The sequence below is a fragment of the Agromyces mariniharenae genome, from assembly GCF_008122505.1.
GTDB lineage: Bacteria > Actinomycetota > Actinomycetes > Actinomycetales > Microbacteriaceae > Agromyces > Agromyces mariniharenae.
In genome coordinates this window covers 2574528-2590459 of record NZ_VSSB01000001.1, presented here as the reverse complement: position 1 = coordinate 2590459, position 15932 = coordinate 2574528, and the positions used below count along the sequence as shown (strand labels likewise).

Genomic DNA, 15932 nt, shown 5'->3' with positions numbered 1-15932 from the left:
GTTTATGCCTCAACTCCTGCTGCCACCGGCTCGGCCTTGGGGGCGCGGTCGCGGCGGGGACGGTCACTGCGCTCGCGGGACGGCTTCTGGGCCGCCTGCTCGCGCGCGAGTTCCTTGTTGGTGATGTCGCCCTTGTAGATCCAGACCTTCACGCCGATGCGGCCGAACGTGGTCTTGGCCTCGTAGAAGCCGTAGTCGATGTTCGCGCGGAGCGTGTGCAGGGGCACGCGGCCCTCGCGGTAGAACTCCGAGCGGCTCATCTCGGCGCCGCCGAGACGGCCCGACACCTGGATCCGGACGCCCTTGGCGCCGGCGCGCTGCGCGCCCTGCAGGCCCTTGCGCATCGCGCGGCGGAACGCCACGCGGGCGGAGAGCTGCTCGGCGATGCCCTGGGCGACGAGCTGGGCGTCGGCCTCGGGGTTCTTCACCTCGAGGATGTTGAGCTGGATCTGCTTGCCGGTCAGCTTCTCGAGGTCGGCGCGGATGCGCTCGGCCTCGGCGCCGCGGCGGCCGATCACGATGCCGGGACGCGCCGTGTGGATGTCCACGCGGACGCGGTCGCGGGTGCGCTCGATCTCGATGCGGGAGACGCCCGCACGGTCGAGCGACGTCTGGAGCAGGCGACGGATCTTGACATCCTCGGCGAGGTAGTCGGCGTAGCGCTGACCGGGCTTCGTCGAGTCGGAGAACCAGCGCGACACGTGGTCGGTGGTGATGCCGAGACGGAAGCCGTACGGGTTGACTTTCTGACCCATTACTTCGTACCCTCCTCGGGCGTGCCGAGCACGACGGTGATGTGGCTCGTGCGCTTGTTGATGCGGAAGGCACGGCCCTGCGCACGCGGCTGGAATCGCTTGAGGGTGGTGCCCTCGTCGACGAATGCGCGCGTGATGTACAGGTCCTGCTCGTCCAGGTAGGTGTTCGTGGCATCGGCCTTGACGCGAGCGTTCGCGATGGCCGAGGCGACGAGCTTGTACACGGGCTCGCTCGCACCCTGGGGTGCGAACTTCAGGATGGCCAGGGCCTCCTGCGCCTGCTTGCCGCGGATCAGGTCGACGACGCGGCGAGCCTTCATGGGGGTGACGCGGATGTGTCGCACGCGGGCGATCGACTCCACCATTTCTTCCTCCTTCACGCCACCGCGGTCAGCGGCGGCGGCCCTTCTTGTCGTCCTTCACGTGTCCACGGAAGGTGCGGGTGGGCGCGAACTCGCCGAGCTTGTGGCCCACCATGGTCTCGGTGACGAACACCGGGATGTGCTTGCGGCCGTCGTGCACGGCGATCGTGTGGCCGAGCATGGCCGGGATGATCATCGAGCGGCGCGACCACGTCTTGATGACGTTCTTGCTGCCGGCTTCGTTCTGGACGACGACCTTGCGAAGCAGGTGCTCGTCGACGAAGGGGCCCTTCTTGAGACTGCGAGGCATCTTCTCTTACTCCTACTTGCGCTTCTTGCCGACGGTGCGACGACGGACGATGAGCTTGTCGCTCTCCTTGTTGGGGCGACGCGTGCGGCCCTCGGGCTGACCCCAGGGGCTCACCGGGTGGCGACCACCGGAGGTCTTGCCCTCACCACCACCGTGCGGGTGGTCGATCGGGTTCATCGCGACACCGCGGACCGTCGGGCGGACGCCCTTCCAGCGCTTGCGGCCGGCCTTGCCCCAGTTGATGTTCGACTGCTCGGCGTTGCCGACCTCGCCGACGGTCGCGCGGCAGCGCGCGTCGACGTTGCGGATCTCGCCCGAGGGCAGGCGCAGCTGCGCGTAGGGGCCGTCCTTCGCCACCAGGCGGACGGCGGCACCGGCCGAACGCGCCATCTTCGCGCCGCCGCCGGGGCGGAGCTCGATGGCGTGGATGACCGTACCGGTCGGGATGTTGCGCAGCGGCAGGTTGTTGCCGGGCTTGATGTCGGCGTTGGGGCCCGACTCGATCGGGTCGCCCTGCTGCAGCTTGTTCGGCGCGAGGATGTAGCGCTTGGTGCCGTCCACGAAGTGCAGCAGCGCGATGCGCGCGGTGCGGTTCGGGTCGTACTCGATGTGCGCGACCTTGGCGGGCACGCCGTCCTTGTCGTTGCGACGGAAGTCGATCACGCGGTACTGGCGCTTGTGGCCACCACCGATGTGACGCGTCGTGATGCGGCCCTGGTTGTTGCGGCCACCGGTCTTGGACAGCGGGCGGAGCAGCGACTTCTCGGGCGTCGAACGCGTGATCTCCGCGAAGTCGGCGACCGACGAACCGCGACGACCCGGGGTCGTGGGCTTGTACTTACGAATAGCCATGTTTCTCTATGCTCCTCAGCCGACAGCCGTGAAGATGTCGATGGAACCGGACTTGAGGGTGACGATCGCGCGCTTGGTGTCCTTGCGCTTGCCGATGCCGAACCGGGTGCGGCGGGTCTTGCCCTGGCGGTTCAGGGTGTTGATCGACGCGACCTGCACGTTGAAGATCTTCTCGATGGCGAGCTTGATCTCGGTCTTGTTCGAGCGGGGGTCCACGATGAACGTGTACTTGCCCTCGTCGATCAGGCCGTAGCTCTTCTCCGAGACGACCGGCGCGATGATGATGTCGCGCGGGTCCTTGTTCTGGGCGGCGCTCATGCGGAGACCTCTTCCTTCTTCGCCTGCTTCGCGGCGATGAACGCCTCGAGCGCGGCCGTGCTGAAGACGATGTCGTCGGCGACGAGCACGTCGTAGGCGTTGAGCTGGTCGACCGGCAGCACGTGCACGGTCTGGATGTTGCGCACCGCGCGCTCGCTGAGCTCCTCGTCGCGCGTGAGCACGACCAGGTAGTGCTTGGCGGGGGCGATGCCCTCGAGGAGCGCGATCGCGTCGCGGGTCTTCGCCACGTCGCCGGTCACGAAGGCCTCGACCGCGTGGACGCGGCCGCCGCGGGCGCGGTCGGAGAGCGCGCCGAGCAGGGCGGCGGCGATCATCTTCTTGGGGGTGCGCTGCGAGTAGTCGCGGGGCTGCGGGCCGTGGACGATGCCACCGCCGGTCATCTGCGGCGCGCGGATCGAGCCCTGGCGGGCGCGGCCCGTGCCCTTCTGCTTGAAGGGCTTGCGGCCGGCGCCGGAGACCTCGCCGCGGGTCTTGGTCTTGTGGGTGCCCTGGCGCGCCGCGGCGAGCTGGGCGACGACGACCTGGTGGATCAGCGGCACATTGGTCTGCACGTCGAAGAGCTCGGCGGGGAGCTCGACCGTGCCGGACTTCTTGCCGGTGACGTCGAGGGTGTCGATGGTGTTGGTCGCGGTAGCCATGGACTACGCCCCCTTCACTGCGTTGCGGACGAACACGAGACGGCCGCGAGCACCGGGAACCGCGCCCTTGACGAGCAGCAGGCCCTTCTCGGCGTCGACGGCGTGCACGCGGAGGTTGAGGACGGTGACGCGCTCGCCACCCATGCGACCGGCCATGCGCATGCCCTTGAAGACACGGCTGGGCGTCGAGGACGCACCGATCGAGCCGGGCTTGCGGTGGTTGCGGTGCGCACCGTGCGAAGCCGAGACGCCCTTGAAGTTGTGGCGCTTCATGACACCGGCGAAGCCCTTGCCCTTGCTCGTGCCGACGACGTCGACGAGCTGGCCGGCCTCGAAGGTGCCGTCGACCGTGAGCTCCTGGCCGAGCTCGTAGCTCGCGGCGTCAGCGGTGCGGACCTCGGCGAGGTGGCGGCGCGGGGTCACGCCGGCGGCCTTGAAGTGGCCGGCGGCGGGCTGGTTCACCTTGCGGGGGTCGATGGCGCCCGCGGCGATCTGCACGGCCTCGTAGCCGTCCTTCTCGGGGGTGCGCAGCTGGGTCACCACGTTGGGGGCGATCTCGATGACGGTGACGGGCACGAGCTTGTTGTTCTCGTCCCACACCTGGGTCATGCCGAGCTTGGTGCCGAGCAGACCCTTCACGTTCTTGGTAGCGGTGGACATCAGGTACCTCAGAGCTTGATCTCGATGTTGACGTCGGCCGGGAGGTCGAGGCGCATGAGCGAGTCGACGGCCTTGGGCGTCGGGTCCACGATGTCGATGAGGCGCTTGTGGGTGCGCATCTCGAAGTGCTCGCGGCTGTCCTTGTACTTGTGGGGCGAGCGGATGACGCACACCACGTTCTTCTCCGTCGGAAGCGGCACGGGGCCGACGACCGTGGCGCCCGCGCGGGTCACCGTGTCGACGATCTTGCGCGCCGAGGTGTCGATGACCTCGTGGTCGTACGACTTCAGTCGAATGCGGATCTTCTGTCCCGCCATTGCTGACTCTCTCTCTGTCAAGGCGTCGTACCCCTTCCGAGGGCATTGGACGCCGCGTAGCACTGCTTGTATGGAGCACCACTGTTCTGCTGTCAACGGCCGTTGATCGAGCCTGTCGAAGGCACCCCGCTGCGCTGTTGGACAGCCGCGGTGGCCTCGACACGCTCGACCCCGAGCCCGACCCCCGCGCTCGGGCGTGTCGCCCGCGCGAACACACACGGGTTCCCCCGTGGGTGGTGGGTGTCGATTGTCGTGTTCTGCTGCCTGCGGCCTAACCTGACCCGGTGACCTCGCGGTTTCCGGTGGTTATGCACTGCCTGGCAGTGATCCGAAACGGCGCGCAACAAGGCGCGCGTTCGAAATGTTGAACCCAACGAGTTTGCCATAGCCGGGCCCCTCCGTGCAACCCGGGCGTGTCGCGCTCCGCCGGTTCACAGGCTCCTGTCGGTTTGCGGATGCCGCGGGCCGCCGGGAGTGGTGGAATCGAGGGATGACGACCGCAGACGAGCAGCCCACCACCCAGCACGCGCACGCCGTGAGCGAGCGCATCGGACCGGGCAGCGTCTCGGTCGCGCGGATCGGCCCGCGGATGTACGAGGGGCTCAACGAGCGCGGCGCGACGCTGCGCGTCGGCGGCCCCGAGCTCGAGGGCGAGCACTTCACGCCCGGGGAGCTGCTGAAGCTCGCCGTCATCGCCTGTTCGGGCCTCAGCGCCGACCGTGTCACGGCGCGCCGACTCGGCGAGGACTTCGCCCTCACGGTCTGGGCGCACGGCAAGTCGGCCGACGACAACCGCTACCACCGCATCGACGAGGAGTTCCTCCTCGACCTGTCGGCGCTCGACGCCGACGAGCGGCAGCAGCTCCTCGACGTGATGACCAAGGCGATCGAGCGCGGATGCACCGTGGCCCGCACGATCGACGAGGTCGTCGAGCTGCCCACGACCGTCGACGGCACCGAGCTCCGGCACGCGCCGCGCTGACCCGCTCCGCTCAGTCGCCCTCGTCGCTTCAGTCGCCGTCGTCGCTGTTGCGGCACAGCTGCGCGTTCGGCTTCTCCACCGTGTACCCGGCGACGCCCGACGTGAGCAGCACGACGGCGGCGAGGGCGGCGGCGGATGCCACGCCGATGCGTCGGGCGCGCGGCATCCGCAGCCGCTCGCGCGGAGCCGCACGGCGGAACGGATCCTCGATCCAGCGCTTGGACGCAGCCGCGACGACGATCGAGAGCACGAGCAGGAGCACCATGACCGGCGCCTCGCTCGGCCGCCCCAGGATGAACGGCGTGAACATGATGATCGGCCAGTGCCAGAGGTACAGCGAGTACGAGATGTCGCCGAACCACTGCACGGGTCGGAGCGCGGCGACGGGCGAGAGCGAGAGGGCGGCCCGCGGCATCCCGGCCCAGATCACGGCCGCCGTGCCGAGCACCGGCACGAGCGCGATCACGCCGGGGAAGAGCGCGTGGTCGGTGAACGTGAGCGCCGCCGCCGCGATGGCCGCGAGGCCGAGCCACGCCGCGAGGGCGCGGGTCCGCCGGAGCCGCTCCCCCGCGATCACCGGCGCGAGCGCGAGCAGGCCGCCGACGCCGAACTCCCAGGCGCGCGAGAGCGTGGAGAAGTAGGCGAGGTTGTGGTCCTGCGCGGTGAGCGCGACGCCGTGCACGAACGAGGCGACGGTCGCGACGCCGAGCACCACGGCGACGATCGCGAGCCGCCGGCGGCCGAGCCTGACGGCCAGCCACAGCGCGGCGATGATGAGCAACGGCCAGAGCAGGTAGAACTGCTCCTCCACCGACAGCGACCAGAAGTGCTGCACCGGCGTGGACTCGAGGTCGGCGCGACGCGGGATCTGCGAGTCGCGCGCGAGGTGCCAGTTCTGCACGTAGAGCGCGCTCGAGAGGACCTGCTGCAGGTACGGGCGCCACTCGATGCGCGGGACGAACAGGAGCGTCGCGATCGCGCAGGCGCTCAGCACGACGAGCACGGCCGGCAGGATGCGGCGGATGCGTCGCACGTAGAACTCGCGGAGCCGCACGCGACCGAACCGCTCCGCGTCGCGCAGGAGGAGTCCCGTGATGAGGAAGCCCGACACGACGAAGAAGACGTCGACGCCCACGAACCCCGCGGGCAGCACCGCCGGCCAGAAGTGGTACAGCACGACGCATCCGATCGCCACGGCGCGCAGCGCCTGGATCTCGGGGCGCACGGAGGCGCGCGGCACGGTCGCGGAAGATGAGGACATCTCCACGAGCGTAGGCAGACCCCCGTCCGAGGCTCAAAACGAGCGGTGGGGTTGACAGGAGATTGCCGGGTAGGCGAAACCTCGCGTCACACGACGCGAAACGGGGCCGGACCCGCCGCGGCATCCGCTCGGCCCCCGACCCCGTCTCGGCATGCGAAACGGGGCCGGACCCGAAGGTCCGACCCCGTGTCGGTTCCGCGCCGCGAGCGACGCGAAGGGTGTTACTTGATGATCTTCGTGACCGTACCGGCGCCCACGGTGCGACCACCCTCACGGATGGCGAAGCCGAGGCCCTCCTCCATGGCGATCGGCTGGATGAGCTCGACCGTCATGTCGGTGGTGTCGCCGGGCATGACCATCTCGGTGCCCTCGGGCAGCGTGATGACGCCGGTGACGTCGGTGGTGCGGAAGTAGAACTGCGGGCGGTAGTTCGCGTAGAACGGGTTGTGACGGCCGCCCTCCTCCTTCGAGAGGATGTACGCAGTGCCCTCGAAGTTGGTGTGCGGGGTGACCGAGCCCGGGGCCACGACGACCTGGCCGCGCTCGACGTCCTCGCGCTTGGTGCCGCGGAGCAGGAGACCGCAGTTCTCGCCGGCCCACGCCTCGTCGAGCTGCTTGTGGAACATCTCGATGCCCGTGACCGTGGTCTTCTGCGTCGGGCGGATGCCGACGATCTCGACCTCGGAGTTGATCTTCAGCGTGCCGCGCTCGGCGCGACCCGTGACGACCGTGCCACGACCGGTGATGGTGAAGACGTCCTCGATCGGCATGAGGAACGGCTTGTCCTTGTCACGCACGGGGTCGGGGATCGACTCGTCGACGGCGTCCATGAGGTCGAGGACCGACTGGGTCCACTGCGCGTCGCCCTCGAGCGCCTTGAGGCCCGAGACGCGGATGACCGGAGCGTCGTCGCCGGGGAAGCCCTGGCTCGACAGCAGCTCGCGGACCTCGAGCTCGACGAGCTCCAGGATCTCCTCGTCGTCGACCATGTCGGCCTTGTTCAGCGCGACGAGCAGGTAGGGCACGCCGACCTGCTTCGCGAGCAGCACGTGCTCGCGGGTCTGGGCCATCGGGCCGTCGGTCGCCGCGACCACGAGGATCGCGCCGTCCATCTGGGCGGCACCGGTGATCATGTTCTTGATGTAGTCGGCGTGACCCGGGGCGTCGACGTGCGCGTAGTGGCGCTTCGGCGTCTCGTACTCGACGTGCGAGATGTTGATCGTGATGCCGCGCTGGCGCTCCTCGGGAGCCGAGTCGATCGACGCGAAGTCACGCTGCACGTTGGTTGCCGACGGGTACTTGTCGGCGAGCACCTTCGAGATCGCCGCGGTGAGCGTCGTCTTGCCGTGGTCGACGTGACCGATCGTACCGATGTTGACGTGCGGCTTGGTCCGCTCGAACTTGGCCTTAGCCACTGTGGGTCCTCCTCAGGACTTTCATGCAGCCGTCGCCGGGCGCTGGATTGCGCACGGTTGGCTACGGGGGTTGTGTTGTTATGTTACGCGACCCGGTCGGGCAGCGCTCCCAGGGCTATTCGCCCTTGTTCTTCTGGACGATCTCGTCGGCGACTGCCTTCGGGACCTCCGCGTAGCTCTCGAACTCCATCGAGTACACGGCACGGCCCGAGGTCTTCGACCGCAGGTCGCCGATGTACCCGAACATCTCCGAGAGCGGGACGTGCGCGCGCACGACCTTCACGCCGGCGGCGTCCTCCATCGACTGGATCTGACCGCGACGCGAGTTCAGGTCGCCGATGACGTCACCCATGTACTCCTCAGGGGTGCGCACCTCGACGGACATGAGCGGCTCGAGCAGAACCGGGTTCGCCTTCCGAGCGGCCTCCTTGAAGCCCATCGAGCCGGCGATCTTGAACGCCATCTCCGAGGAGTCGACGTCGTGGGCGGCGCCGTCGAGCAGGATGCCCTTGACGCCCACCATCGGGTAGCCCGCGAGGATGCCGTACTGCATGGCGTCCTGGAAGCCGGCGTCCACCGAGGGGATGTACTCGCGCGGGACGCGGCCACCGGTGACCTTGTTCTCGAACTCGTACGTCTTGTCGCCCTCGATCTCGAGGGGCTCAAGCGCGAACTGGATCTTCGCGAACTGGCCCGAGCCACCCGTCTGCTTCTTGTGGGTGTAGTCGTGCTTCTCGACGGCGCGCTTGATGGTCTCGCGGTACGCGACCTGCGGCTTGCCGACGTTGGCCTCGACCTTGAACTCCCGCTTCATGCGGTCGACGAGGATGTCGAGGTGCAGCTCGCCCATGCCCTTGATGACGGTCTGGCCCGTCTCCTGGTTGAGCTCGGTGCGGAAGGTCGGGTCCTCCTCGGCCAGCTTCTGGATCGCGGTGCCCAGCTTCTCCTGGTCGGCCTTGGTCTTCGGCTCGATCGCGACCTCGATGACCGGGGCCGGGAACGTCATGGACTCGAGCACGACCTGGTTGTCGGGGTCGCACAGGGTGTCGCCTGTGGTCGTGTCCTTGAGGCCGATGACCGCGTAGATGTTGCCCGCGGTGACCGAGTCGACCGGGTTCTCCTTGTTGGCGTGCATCTGGAAGATCTTGCCGATGCGCTCCTTCTTGCCCTTGGTCGAGTTCACGACCTGGCCGCCGGAGTCGAGGTGGCCCGAGTACACGCGGATGTAGGTGAGGCGACCGAAGAACGGGTGCACCGCGACCTTGAACGCGAGCGCGGCGAAGGGGTCGTTCGCGTCGGGGTGACGCTCGATGATCTCCTCTTCGTTGCGCGGGTTGCGACCCTCGACCGCCGGCACGTCGAGCGGCGACGGCAGGTAGTCGATGACGGCGTCGAGCATGGGCTGCACGCCGCGGTTCTTGAAGGCCGAGCCGCAGAGCACCGGGTAGATCTCGGAGTTGACCGTGAGCTTGCGGATCGCGCCCTTGATCTCCTCGACCGTGAGCTCCTCGCCGCCGAAGAACTTCTCGAGCAGCGCGTCGTCGGTCTCGGCGACGGTCTCGAGGAGCGTGTTGCGGTACTCCTCTGCCTTCTCCTGGAGGTCGGCCGGGATCTCCTGGATCTCGTACTTCGCACCCATCGTCACGTCGCCCTTGGCGTCGCCGGGCCAGACGAGGGCCCGCATCTCGATGAGGTCGATGACGCCGACGAAGTCGTTCTCGGCGCCGATGGGCAGCTGCAGCACGAGCGGCTTGGCGCCCAGGCGGCTGACGATGGTGTCGACCGTGAAGTAGAAGTCCGCGCCGAGCTTGTCCATCTTGTTGACGAAGCAGATGCGGGGGACGTTGTACTTGTCGGCCTGGCGCCACACGGTCTCGGACTGGGGCTCGACGCCCTCCTTGCCGTCGAAGACGGCGACTGCACCGTCGAGCACGCGGAGCGAGCGCTCCACCTCGACCGTGAAGTCCACGTGGCCGGGCGTGTCGATGATGTTGATCTGGTTCTTGTTCCAGAAGCAGGTCACGGCGGCCGACGTGATCGTGATGCCGCGCTCCTTCTCCTGCTCCATCCAGTCGGTCGTCGACGCGCCGTCGTGCGTCTCGCCGATCTTGTGGTTGACGCCCGTGTAGAACAGGATGCGCTCGGTGGTGGTGGTCTTGCCGGCATCGATGTGCGCCATGATGCCGATGTTGCGGACCTTGCTCAGGTCGGTGAGCACGTCAAGTGCCACGGGGTTCCTCCGGGGGAGTTCAGGTTCGGATGGGGTTGGTGCAGCGGATGCCGCGGGCGCGGGCCTCGCGGCATCCGCTCACCTGCTACCAGCGGTAGTGGGCGAAGGCGCGGTTCGACTCGGCCATCTTGTGCGTGTCCTCGCGACGCTTCACGGCGGCACCGAGGCCGTTCGACGCGTCGAGGATCTCGTTGGTGAGACGCTCGGTCATCGTCTTCTCGCGGCGGGCCTTCGCGTAGCTCGTGAGCCAGCGCAGGGCGAGGGTGTTGGCGCGGTGCGGCTTGACCTCGACGGGGACCTGGTAGGTCGAACCGCCGACGCGGCGCGAGCGCACCTCGAGGGTGGGGCGCACGTTGTCGAGCGCCTTCTTCAGGGTGGCGACGGCGTCCTGGCCGGACTTGTTCGCGACGTTCTCGAGCGCCTCGTAGACGATGCGCTGCGCGAGGTCCTTCTTGCCGTCGATCAGGATCTTGTTGACGAGCTGGCTGACGACCGGCGAGCCGTAGACGGGGTCGGCGACGACGGGGCGCTTCGGAGCGGGTCCCTTGCGAGGCATTACTTCTTCTCCATCTTCGCGCCGTAGCGGCTACGAGCCTGCTTGCGGTTCTTGACGGCCTGCGTGTCGAGCGCGCCGCGGATGATCTTGTAGCGCACGCCGGGGAGGTCCTTCACACGACCGCCGCGGACGAGCACCATCGAATGCTCCTGCAGGTTGTGGCCCTCGCCGGGGATGTAGGCGGTCACCTCGGTGCCGTTCGAGAGCTTCACACGGGCGACCTTGCGGAGCGCCGAGTTCGGCTTCTTGGGGGTGGTGGTGTACACACGCGTGCACACGCCGCGCTGCTGGGGGTTGGCCTTCAGGGCGGGAGCCTTGGTCTTGGTGACCTTCGGCGAGCGACCCTTGCGGACCAACTGCTGAATGGTTGGCACTGCTTCTCCTCGTTGTGCTGCACGGTGACAGCGGTTGATGGAATTCACATCACGACCCACCGGCACCGCAGAGCTGCGGGGCCTTGGAGTGGTGGGTATGCCGTGGGGGCGACCCGTCGGGTGCCCTGGCGTGTGCGTTCTGGTGCGAACCGGAGACGTGCCGCCGGTCGATCTCGTGATCTGCCGGCGGGCACGGTTCAAGCGCGCGTCAACGCGCACACCCGCTCAATGGTAATGCCGCGTCACCTCACGGTCAAATGACGACGGATGCCGCGGGCGGCACGTTCTCCGAGGGCGGAACCCGCGGGGCCGGTGCTCGCGCACCTCCACCGTCCTGATACAACGTCGGCGGCTCTCAGGGCATTCCCGGCCAACCCGGAGCGTCGAGCTCGCGGTCGAGGTCGGCCAGCAGCTCCTCGACCTGGGGCTCGACGTAGGCGACCACGGCCACGCCGATCCGCTCGCGGTGCTGGGCGAGCTCCACGCAGATGCGTCGTCCGAGCTGCTTGGCGAACTCGTCGGCCATGCGCACCTCCTCGCGCAGCGCCTCCTTCTCCTCGGGCGTGAACGGGCGCGGCGCGGGCTCGTTCGCCTCGGCCGCCGTGTCGGCCTCGAGGCCGGTCAGGGTGAACAGGAACGGCTGGTCGGGCACGGGCTCGGGGTCGAGGTCGAGCCCGAGGAACTCGGGGTCGAGGCCCTCGCCCGCGCGGTACGGCCGGCGCGCCTTGCGCTCCTCGGCGAGGCGGATCTCGCGGTGCAGCATCGGCAGGTTGCGCGCGGTGTAGTCGTCGACCGCGCCGTCGATGATCCCCTTCATGCGCATCGAGAACGCGTGCTGCACGGGGTGCGGGACGTCGACGTCGAGGCCGGCCGCGGCGAGGATGGGCGATCCGAAGCAGCGCGTGCAGAGCCGCACGCGACCGCGATGCGTGCCGGGCCGCCACCTCGGCAACCACGCCAGCCATCGGTCGACCTCGTGGCTCACGCGCGCCTCGATCGAACCCTCCACGCGTTCACGATACTGCGCGACCGCGCGGCGGCCCTCGATCCGGCGACCGGATGGCGCGGCGCGCGTGGCATCCGTCGACGAGCTCAGGGGCCGTCGTCGACGAGCCCGGAGCGCTCGTCACTCCTCGTCGTCGCGCTCCCACGGCCACCGCGGGCGGGCCATGCCGCTCGAGCGTCCGCGTGCGACGAGCAGCGCGAACGAGGCGACCACGGCGGCGAGCGCCGGGACGAGCAGCCCGAACCACGTGACGCCGAGCCCGAGGCCGAAGAGCAGCGCGGCGAGCAGCGTCCCGGTCGCGATCGCGTAGCCGACCGTCGCCACGACGACGAGCGCCACCCAGCTCCAGATCGCCGAGAAGAGCACGCTGGGCAGCTGCCGCTCGGGGCGCCGCAGCGTGTGCGCCAGCGTGAGCAGCACGGCCGCGACGGATGCCCCGGCCGCCGCCGGCCCGACGAACAGGCCCGCATCGGGAGCCGCGATCACATCGGCGTCGGTCAGCAGGCTCACGAACCCCCACGCGCACACGATCGCGGCGAAGTCCAGGGCGGCGGCGAAGGCGGCGACGACCCAGGCGTTGCGACGGGAGAGGTCCATCGTTCCGAGCGTACGCCGACCGTCGCGACGACGGTCAGCCGCGCGCGTCGGAGGCTCGGCGGCCGGCGGCCCACGCCCACCGCGCGATCCCGCCGAGCGGTGCGTCGGCGGCGTCGCGTCGCTCGGCGTCGGAGCAGACGCCGTTGCGCACGAGCAGCTCGAGCGCGCCGTCGCGATCGCGCTCGATGGCGGCCCGGTCGTTCGGCGCGAGCCCGTCGACCGCGGCGCGAAGCGCCCCCACGGCGTCGCCGGGCGCGGCATCCGCGGTGCCGGCCGCACGGCTGCGACGGCGCTCGGCGACGACCCAGATCACCAGGACCGCGGCCATCGCGACGGCGGCGGCGGCGGCCGGCAAGGCGAGCGGCTGCGGGCGCTGGATCGCGATGAGCGCCGCGAGCACCGCGGCGAGCACGGCGAACGCGACCGACACGCCGGCCAGCACCAGGCCCTGCGGCGCGTCGGGAGCGGCGCCGCGACGCGCGGCGCGGAGCTGCACGAGGCGGAACACGACGTGCGCCAGCGAGAGCACGAGCGCGGCGGCGAGCCAGCCCGCGAGCGGCTGGTCGGTGCGGATGCCGATGACGAGGAGCCCGGGCACGACGAACGGCACGATCGACAGGACGAACACGCCCGCCCCACGCCAGGCGGAGGCACGCCGCGGCGCGCGCAGGTCGCGCAACGCGGACTCCCACGGCGCGAGGAGGTCGGCGCGCCGCGAGAGCAGGCTGCGCTCGAACTCGGTCCAGTCGAACCGCCCGGCATCGCCGGACACGGCTCGGGCGTACTCGTTCGCGGTGGGCCTGGCCGCCACCGGGGCGCTCGGCTCGGTCATGCGACGAAGCGGAGCGTGCCGACGAGCTCGCGCAGCGGCGCGTCGAGCATGCCGACCATGGTCGTGCTGGTCGGCGACGAGACGATGCGCACCGATCCCCGCGGGCCCGACAGCACGTAGCCGATGCCCGCGACGGGCGTCTCGCCCGGTGCGGCCGGCAGCACGAACCGCACGGCGACGCCGCTGCCGACCCCCGGCACCTCGACGGGGTCGACGCTGGGCGGCAGCGCGGTGGGCACGCCGTCGAGGAGCTCCCGCACGGGATCGTCGCCCCGCCGGAGCGTCGGCGCGAGGTCGACGTGCAGCAGCGCGGCCGCTGCCCGGCGGGTCGGCCAGAACAGGAGCCCGAACAGCGCCGAGGGCATGAGGCCATCGACCGCCGCCTCGGCGATGTCGGCCGCAGCGGCCCGCGTCGCGTCGTCGGCATCGGGCCGGACCGCGAGGTACCGCGCCACGACGTCGCGCTCCCAGGCGCCGCGGTCGGCGTAGCCGTCCGACGGGAACTCGCCCGGGAGGTGCGCCCAGTAGCGCTCGTCCACCTCGACGTCGAGCCTCATGCGGCCGCCCGCCACGCGAACGTGCTCACGACGGCGTCGGTGAGCTCCAGCATCCGCTCGACCACCGGGCGCCACGCCTCGGTCGGGTCGTCGACGGGGTGCACGGCCACGGCGGTGAACTGCAGCGCCTTCGTACGACGGTCGGGGAACGGCGTGAGGTAGGCGGCCGTGCGCTGACCCACGGTCGTGGTGCCGACCGCGACGGTGGTGTCGCGCTCCCAGCGGACGAAGCGCTTGTCGCCGTGCAGCGAGGTCGCGCCGTCGCGGATGAGCTCGGCGACGACCCCGTCGAGCGTGCCGCCGCCGGGCGCCGTGCGCACCGCGGCCGTGATCGACAGCGGCAGCACGAGCTCGTCGGCCCACGCCTCGGTCTGGAGGTAGATGCGGTGCGTGTTCGCGGAGCGGAGGCCGGCGAACGCCCGGCCGGTCAACGCCCGCAGCTGCGCATCGAGGTCGGGGCGGTGCTGCTGCCGGAGCCGCGTGCTCGCGAGCCGCACGAGCTCGCGCTCCGACTCGGCGGTGGCGTCGTACTCGGCCCAGCCCGAGGGCAGGACGAGGCTGTACTCGGGCACGGGGCGGGCGGTGCCCAGCAGCTCGTCGCGCAGGTTCATACCGGCCTTCCGGTCGTGGATGGGGTCGGTCACGCGGCGAGCTGGGCTTCCCAGGTCTCGACGTCGTTCTCGAAGAGGTCGCCCACCGCGTCGGCGATCGTCATGCCGGCGTTCAGCGGGGAGTTCACCACCCAACCGTAGTGGCCGAAGACGTGGGCCGCCGCGCCCCAGCCGTTCGACATCGCGCGGGTCGACTCGTCGCCGAACCCGATGCCCATGAGGCGGGCCGCGATGTCGGCGCCCGAGTGCCCGCCGCGGGCGGCGGCGACGAACGAGGTGAACGGCGAGGCGCCGAACGCGCGACTGATGCCGTAGGTGTCGGGGAACCGGCGGATGGCGTTGCCGATGATCGCGCGGCTGCCCGAGGTGCCGAGGCCGCCGACCATGTCGTCGAGGAAGCCGGTCATGCCGGGCTTGAAGCCGCCAGAGAACTTGGCGAGGCTGCCGAACGGGATGACGCCCACGATGGCGAGTCCCAGCTCGAGCCAGCCCGTGTCGCCGCGGGCCTTCTGGTAGATCGTGATGGCGAGCGTCGCGATGGCGACGATCGCGCCGAGCGCCGCGATGATGGGACCGCCGATGACGAACGCGAGCACCGCGAGCACGATCCCGGCCCACTGCAGCACGACGAGCACGCCGGCCACGAAGCCGTCGACGTCGTCCCAGAACCCGTCGGAGATGCCGCCGTCGGTGGCCTCGCGGATGCCGTTCGAGGCGGCCTCGAACGCGTCCTCCCACGTCTCGAACTGCGTGTCGAAGCTGCGGGCCTCGGCGAGGAACTCGTCGTAGGCGTCGTTCGCGCGGTTCAGTGCCGACCGGATGTCGCGGTCGTGCGCCTCCTGCTCGGGGCTCTGCCCGCCGCCGGCCGGCGGCGTGCCGGCCTGGCCGGGCGGCAGCGGGTGGTTGGCGTCCTCGTAGCGGCCGAGCGCGGCCTGGTAGTCGTCCCACGCGTCCTGGCAGCGCGGCACGATGAGGCGCATCTGCTGCTGCACGCCGTCGAGGGCGTCGGCGTAGGCCACGAGCGCGGTGCCCGACGGCCTGTAGCGCTCGCCGGCGAGCTTCAGCTCGCCGTCGATCTCGCCGATGACCTCCTTGATCTTGTCGATCGAGAGGCCCTGCTGCGGCACGCCGTTGTCGGCGATGGCCCGCAGGACGCCGGCCGCGCCGATCATCTGGTCGCCGAGGTCCTCGATCGCACGCCCGCGCGTGCGGATGCCGAAGGCGTTGCCGGTGACGACCTCGATCGGGTTCCCGGCGGGTGACGGCTCCATCTGGTTC

20 protein-coding genes are annotated in these 15932 nt (G+C 69.9%); 1 reads left to right on the top strand and 19 read right to left on the bottom strand.

Translation table 11 applies throughout. The annotated features are described in order from the left end of the window. Positions 1-2: 2 nt before the first annotated feature. The 8 genes from rpsC to rpsJ are packed head-to-tail and all read right to left on the bottom strand — an operon-like array spanning position 3 to position 4233. The gene (gene rpsC / locus FYC51_RS11980; RefSeq protein ID WP_148733811.1) at positions 3-755 is read right to left on the bottom strand and encodes a 30S ribosomal protein S3; all 753 of its coding nucleotides are present in this window, start codon (positions 753-755) and stop codon (positions 3-5) included. Further along, positions 755-1120 carry a 50S ribosomal protein L22 gene (gene rplV / locus FYC51_RS11975; RefSeq protein WP_148733809.1) on the bottom strand — a complete coding sequence of 122 codons (366 nt, stop codon included), beginning with the start codon at positions 1118-1120 and terminating at the stop codon, positions 755-757. Before rplV ends, rpsC begins: the two co-directional genes overlap by 1 nt. A gap of 25 nt (positions 1121-1145) precedes the next feature. After that, on the bottom strand, positions 1146-1427 hold the full coding sequence (gene rpsS, locus FYC51_RS11970) for a 30S ribosomal protein S19 (protein ID WP_022889728.1): 282 nt from the start codon (positions 1425-1427) through the stop codon (positions 1146-1148). Positions 1428-1439: 12 nt separating this feature from the next. After that, entirely contained in the window at positions 1440-2279 is an 840-nt protein-coding gene (gene rplB, locus FYC51_RS11965) for a 50S ribosomal protein L2 (RefSeq protein ID WP_148733807.1), read from the bottom strand. A 15-nt stretch (positions 2280-2294) separates the two neighbouring features. Beyond that, positions 2295-2597: a 50S ribosomal protein L23 gene (gene rplW / locus FYC51_RS11960; RefSeq protein WP_148733805.1), complete on the bottom strand. Its 303-nt coding sequence runs from the start codon at positions 2595-2597 to the stop codon at positions 2295-2297. Then, positions 2594-3256: a 50S ribosomal protein L4 gene (rplD, locus tag FYC51_RS11955; protein ID WP_148733803.1), complete on the bottom strand. Its 663-nt coding sequence runs from the start codon at positions 3254-3256 to the stop codon at positions 2594-2596. The genes rplW and rplD overlap by 4 nt, the downstream gene beginning before the upstream one ends. Positions 3257-3259: 3 nt before the next feature. Next, positions 3260-3916 (bottom strand): 50S ribosomal protein L3, encoded by a 657-nt coding sequence (gene rplC, locus FYC51_RS11950; protein ID WP_148733801.1) that lies wholly within the window; start codon positions 3914-3916, stop codon positions 3260-3262. Positions 3917-3924: 8 nt separating this feature from the next. After that, positions 3925-4233: a 30S ribosomal protein S10 gene (gene rpsJ, locus FYC51_RS11945; protein ID WP_017201594.1), complete on the bottom strand. Its 309-nt coding sequence runs from the start codon at positions 4231-4233 to the stop codon at positions 3925-3927. Positions 4234-4723: 490 nt separating this feature from the next. On the opposite strand from rpsJ, the gene FYC51_RS11940 reads away from it, so the two are divergent. Further along, on the top strand, positions 4724-5215 hold the full coding sequence (locus FYC51_RS11940) for an OsmC family protein (protein WP_148733799.1): 492 nt from the start codon (positions 4724-4726) through the stop codon (positions 5213-5215). Between the two features lie 28 nt (positions 5216-5243). Here FYC51_RS11940 and FYC51_RS11935 read toward each other — a convergent pair whose 3' ends face one another. The 11 genes from FYC51_RS11935 to FYC51_RS11885 all read right to left on the bottom strand — a co-directional run bounded on the left by FYC51_RS11935 (position 5244) and on the right by FYC51_RS11885 (position 15925). Further along, complete coding sequence (locus FYC51_RS11935) at positions 5244-6476, bottom strand: acyltransferase family protein (protein ID WP_148733797.1); 1233 nt, start codon at positions 6474-6476, stop codon at positions 5244-5246. Positions 6477-6697: 221 nt separating this feature from the next. Beyond that, positions 6698-7891: an elongation factor Tu gene (gene tuf / locus FYC51_RS11930; RefSeq protein ID WP_148733795.1), complete on the bottom strand. Its 1194-nt coding sequence runs from the start codon at positions 7889-7891 to the stop codon at positions 6698-6700. Between the two features lie 115 nt (positions 7892-8006). Further along, positions 8007-10121: an elongation factor G gene (gene fusA / locus FYC51_RS11925; protein WP_148733793.1), complete on the bottom strand. Its 2115-nt coding sequence runs from the start codon at positions 10119-10121 to the stop codon at positions 8007-8009. A gap of 85 nt (positions 10122-10206) precedes the next feature. Next, positions 10207-10677, bottom strand: coding sequence for a 30S ribosomal protein S7 (rpsG, locus tag FYC51_RS11920; RefSeq protein ID WP_092668506.1), 471 nt, complete (start codon positions 10675-10677; stop codon positions 10207-10209). Then, positions 10677-11051 carry a 30S ribosomal protein S12 gene (gene rpsL, locus FYC51_RS11915; RefSeq protein ID WP_022889720.1) on the bottom strand — a complete coding sequence of 125 codons (375 nt, stop codon included), beginning with the start codon at positions 11049-11051 and terminating at the stop codon, positions 10677-10679. The genes rpsG and rpsL overlap by 1 nt, the downstream gene beginning before the upstream one ends. 355 nt (positions 11052-11406) lie before the next feature. After that, on the bottom strand, positions 11407-12060 hold the full coding sequence (locus FYC51_RS11910) for a spermidine/putrescine ABC transporter substrate-binding protein (RefSeq protein WP_148733791.1): 654 nt from the start codon (positions 12058-12060) through the stop codon (positions 11407-11409). A gap of 117 nt (positions 12061-12177) precedes the next feature. Continuing rightward, the gene (locus FYC51_RS11905; RefSeq protein WP_148733789.1) at positions 12178-12654 is read right to left on the bottom strand and encodes a DUF6121 family protein; all 477 of its coding nucleotides are present in this window, start codon (positions 12652-12654) and stop codon (positions 12178-12180) included. A gap of 34 nt (positions 12655-12688) precedes the next feature. Further along, positions 12689-13486, bottom strand: a complete 798-nt coding sequence (locus tag FYC51_RS11900) for a hypothetical protein (RefSeq protein WP_148733787.1) — start codon at positions 13484-13486, stop codon at positions 12689-12691. Further along, positions 13483-14043, bottom strand: coding sequence for a hypothetical protein (locus tag FYC51_RS11895; protein ID WP_148733785.1), 561 nt, complete (start codon positions 14041-14043; stop codon positions 13483-13485). The genes FYC51_RS11900 and FYC51_RS11895 overlap by 4 nt, the downstream gene beginning before the upstream one ends. Further along, positions 14040-14687, bottom strand: a complete 648-nt coding sequence (locus FYC51_RS11890) for a hypothetical protein (protein WP_148733783.1) — start codon at positions 14685-14687, stop codon at positions 14040-14042. Before FYC51_RS11890 ends, FYC51_RS11895 begins: the two co-directional genes overlap by 4 nt. Beyond that, positions 14684-15925 carry a hypothetical protein gene (locus FYC51_RS11885; RefSeq protein ID WP_148733781.1) on the bottom strand — a complete coding sequence of 414 codons (1242 nt, stop codon included), beginning with the start codon at positions 15923-15925 and terminating at the stop codon, positions 14684-14686. Before FYC51_RS11885 ends, FYC51_RS11890 begins: the two co-directional genes overlap by 4 nt. Positions 15926-15932: the final 7 nt, after the last annotated feature.

Coding starts and splice junctions, on each gene's coding strand:
- rpsG (WP_092668506.1), bottom strand. CDS start 10,677: ATGCCTCGCAAGGGACCCGCTCCGAAGCGCCCCGTCGTCGCCGACCCC.
- rpsC (WP_148733811.1), bottom strand. CDS start 755: ATGGGTCAGAAAGTCAACCCGTACGGCTTCCGTCTCGGCATCACCACC.
- FYC51_RS11885 (WP_148733781.1), bottom strand. CDS start 15,925: ATGGAGCCGTCACCCGCCGGGAACCCGATCGAGGTCGTCACCGGCAAC.
- rpsJ (WP_017201594.1), bottom strand. CDS start 4,233: ATGGCGGGACAGAAGATCCGCATTCGACTGAAGTCGTACGACCACGAG.
- FYC51_RS11935 (WP_148733797.1), bottom strand. CDS start 6,476: ATGTCCTCATCTTCCGCGACCGTGCCGCGCGCCTCCGTGCGCCCCGAG.
- FYC51_RS11895 (WP_148733785.1), bottom strand. CDS start 14,043: ATGAGGCTCGACGTCGAGGTGGACGAGCGCTACTGGGCGCACCTCCCG.
- rplV (WP_148733809.1), bottom strand. CDS start 1,120: ATGGTGGAGTCGATCGCCCGCGTGCGACACATCCGCGTCACCCCCATG.
- FYC51_RS11940 (WP_148733799.1), top strand. CDS start 4,724: ATGACGACCGCAGACGAGCAGCCCACCACCCAGCACGCGCACGCCGTG.
- rplW (WP_148733805.1), bottom strand. CDS start 2,597: ATGAGCGCCGCCCAGAACAAGGACCCGCGCGACATCATCATCGCGCCG.
- FYC51_RS11905 (WP_148733789.1), bottom strand. CDS start 12,654: ATGGACCTCTCCCGTCGCAACGCCTGGGTCGTCGCCGCCTTCGCCGCC.
- rplD (WP_148733803.1), bottom strand. CDS start 3,256: ATGGCTACCGCGACCAACACCATCGACACCCTCGACGTCACCGGCAAG.
- rpsS (WP_022889728.1), bottom strand. CDS start 1,427: ATGCCTCGCAGTCTCAAGAAGGGCCCCTTCGTCGACGAGCACCTGCTT.
- rplB (WP_148733807.1), bottom strand. CDS start 2,279: ATGGCTATTCGTAAGTACAAGCCCACGACCCCGGGTCGTCGCGGTTCG.
- rplC (WP_148733801.1), bottom strand. CDS start 3,916: ATGTCCACCGCTACCAAGAACGTGAAGGGTCTGCTCGGCACCAAGCTC.
- FYC51_RS11900 (WP_148733787.1), bottom strand. CDS start 13,486: ATGACCGAGCCGAGCGCCCCGGTGGCGGCCAGGCCCACCGCGAACGAG.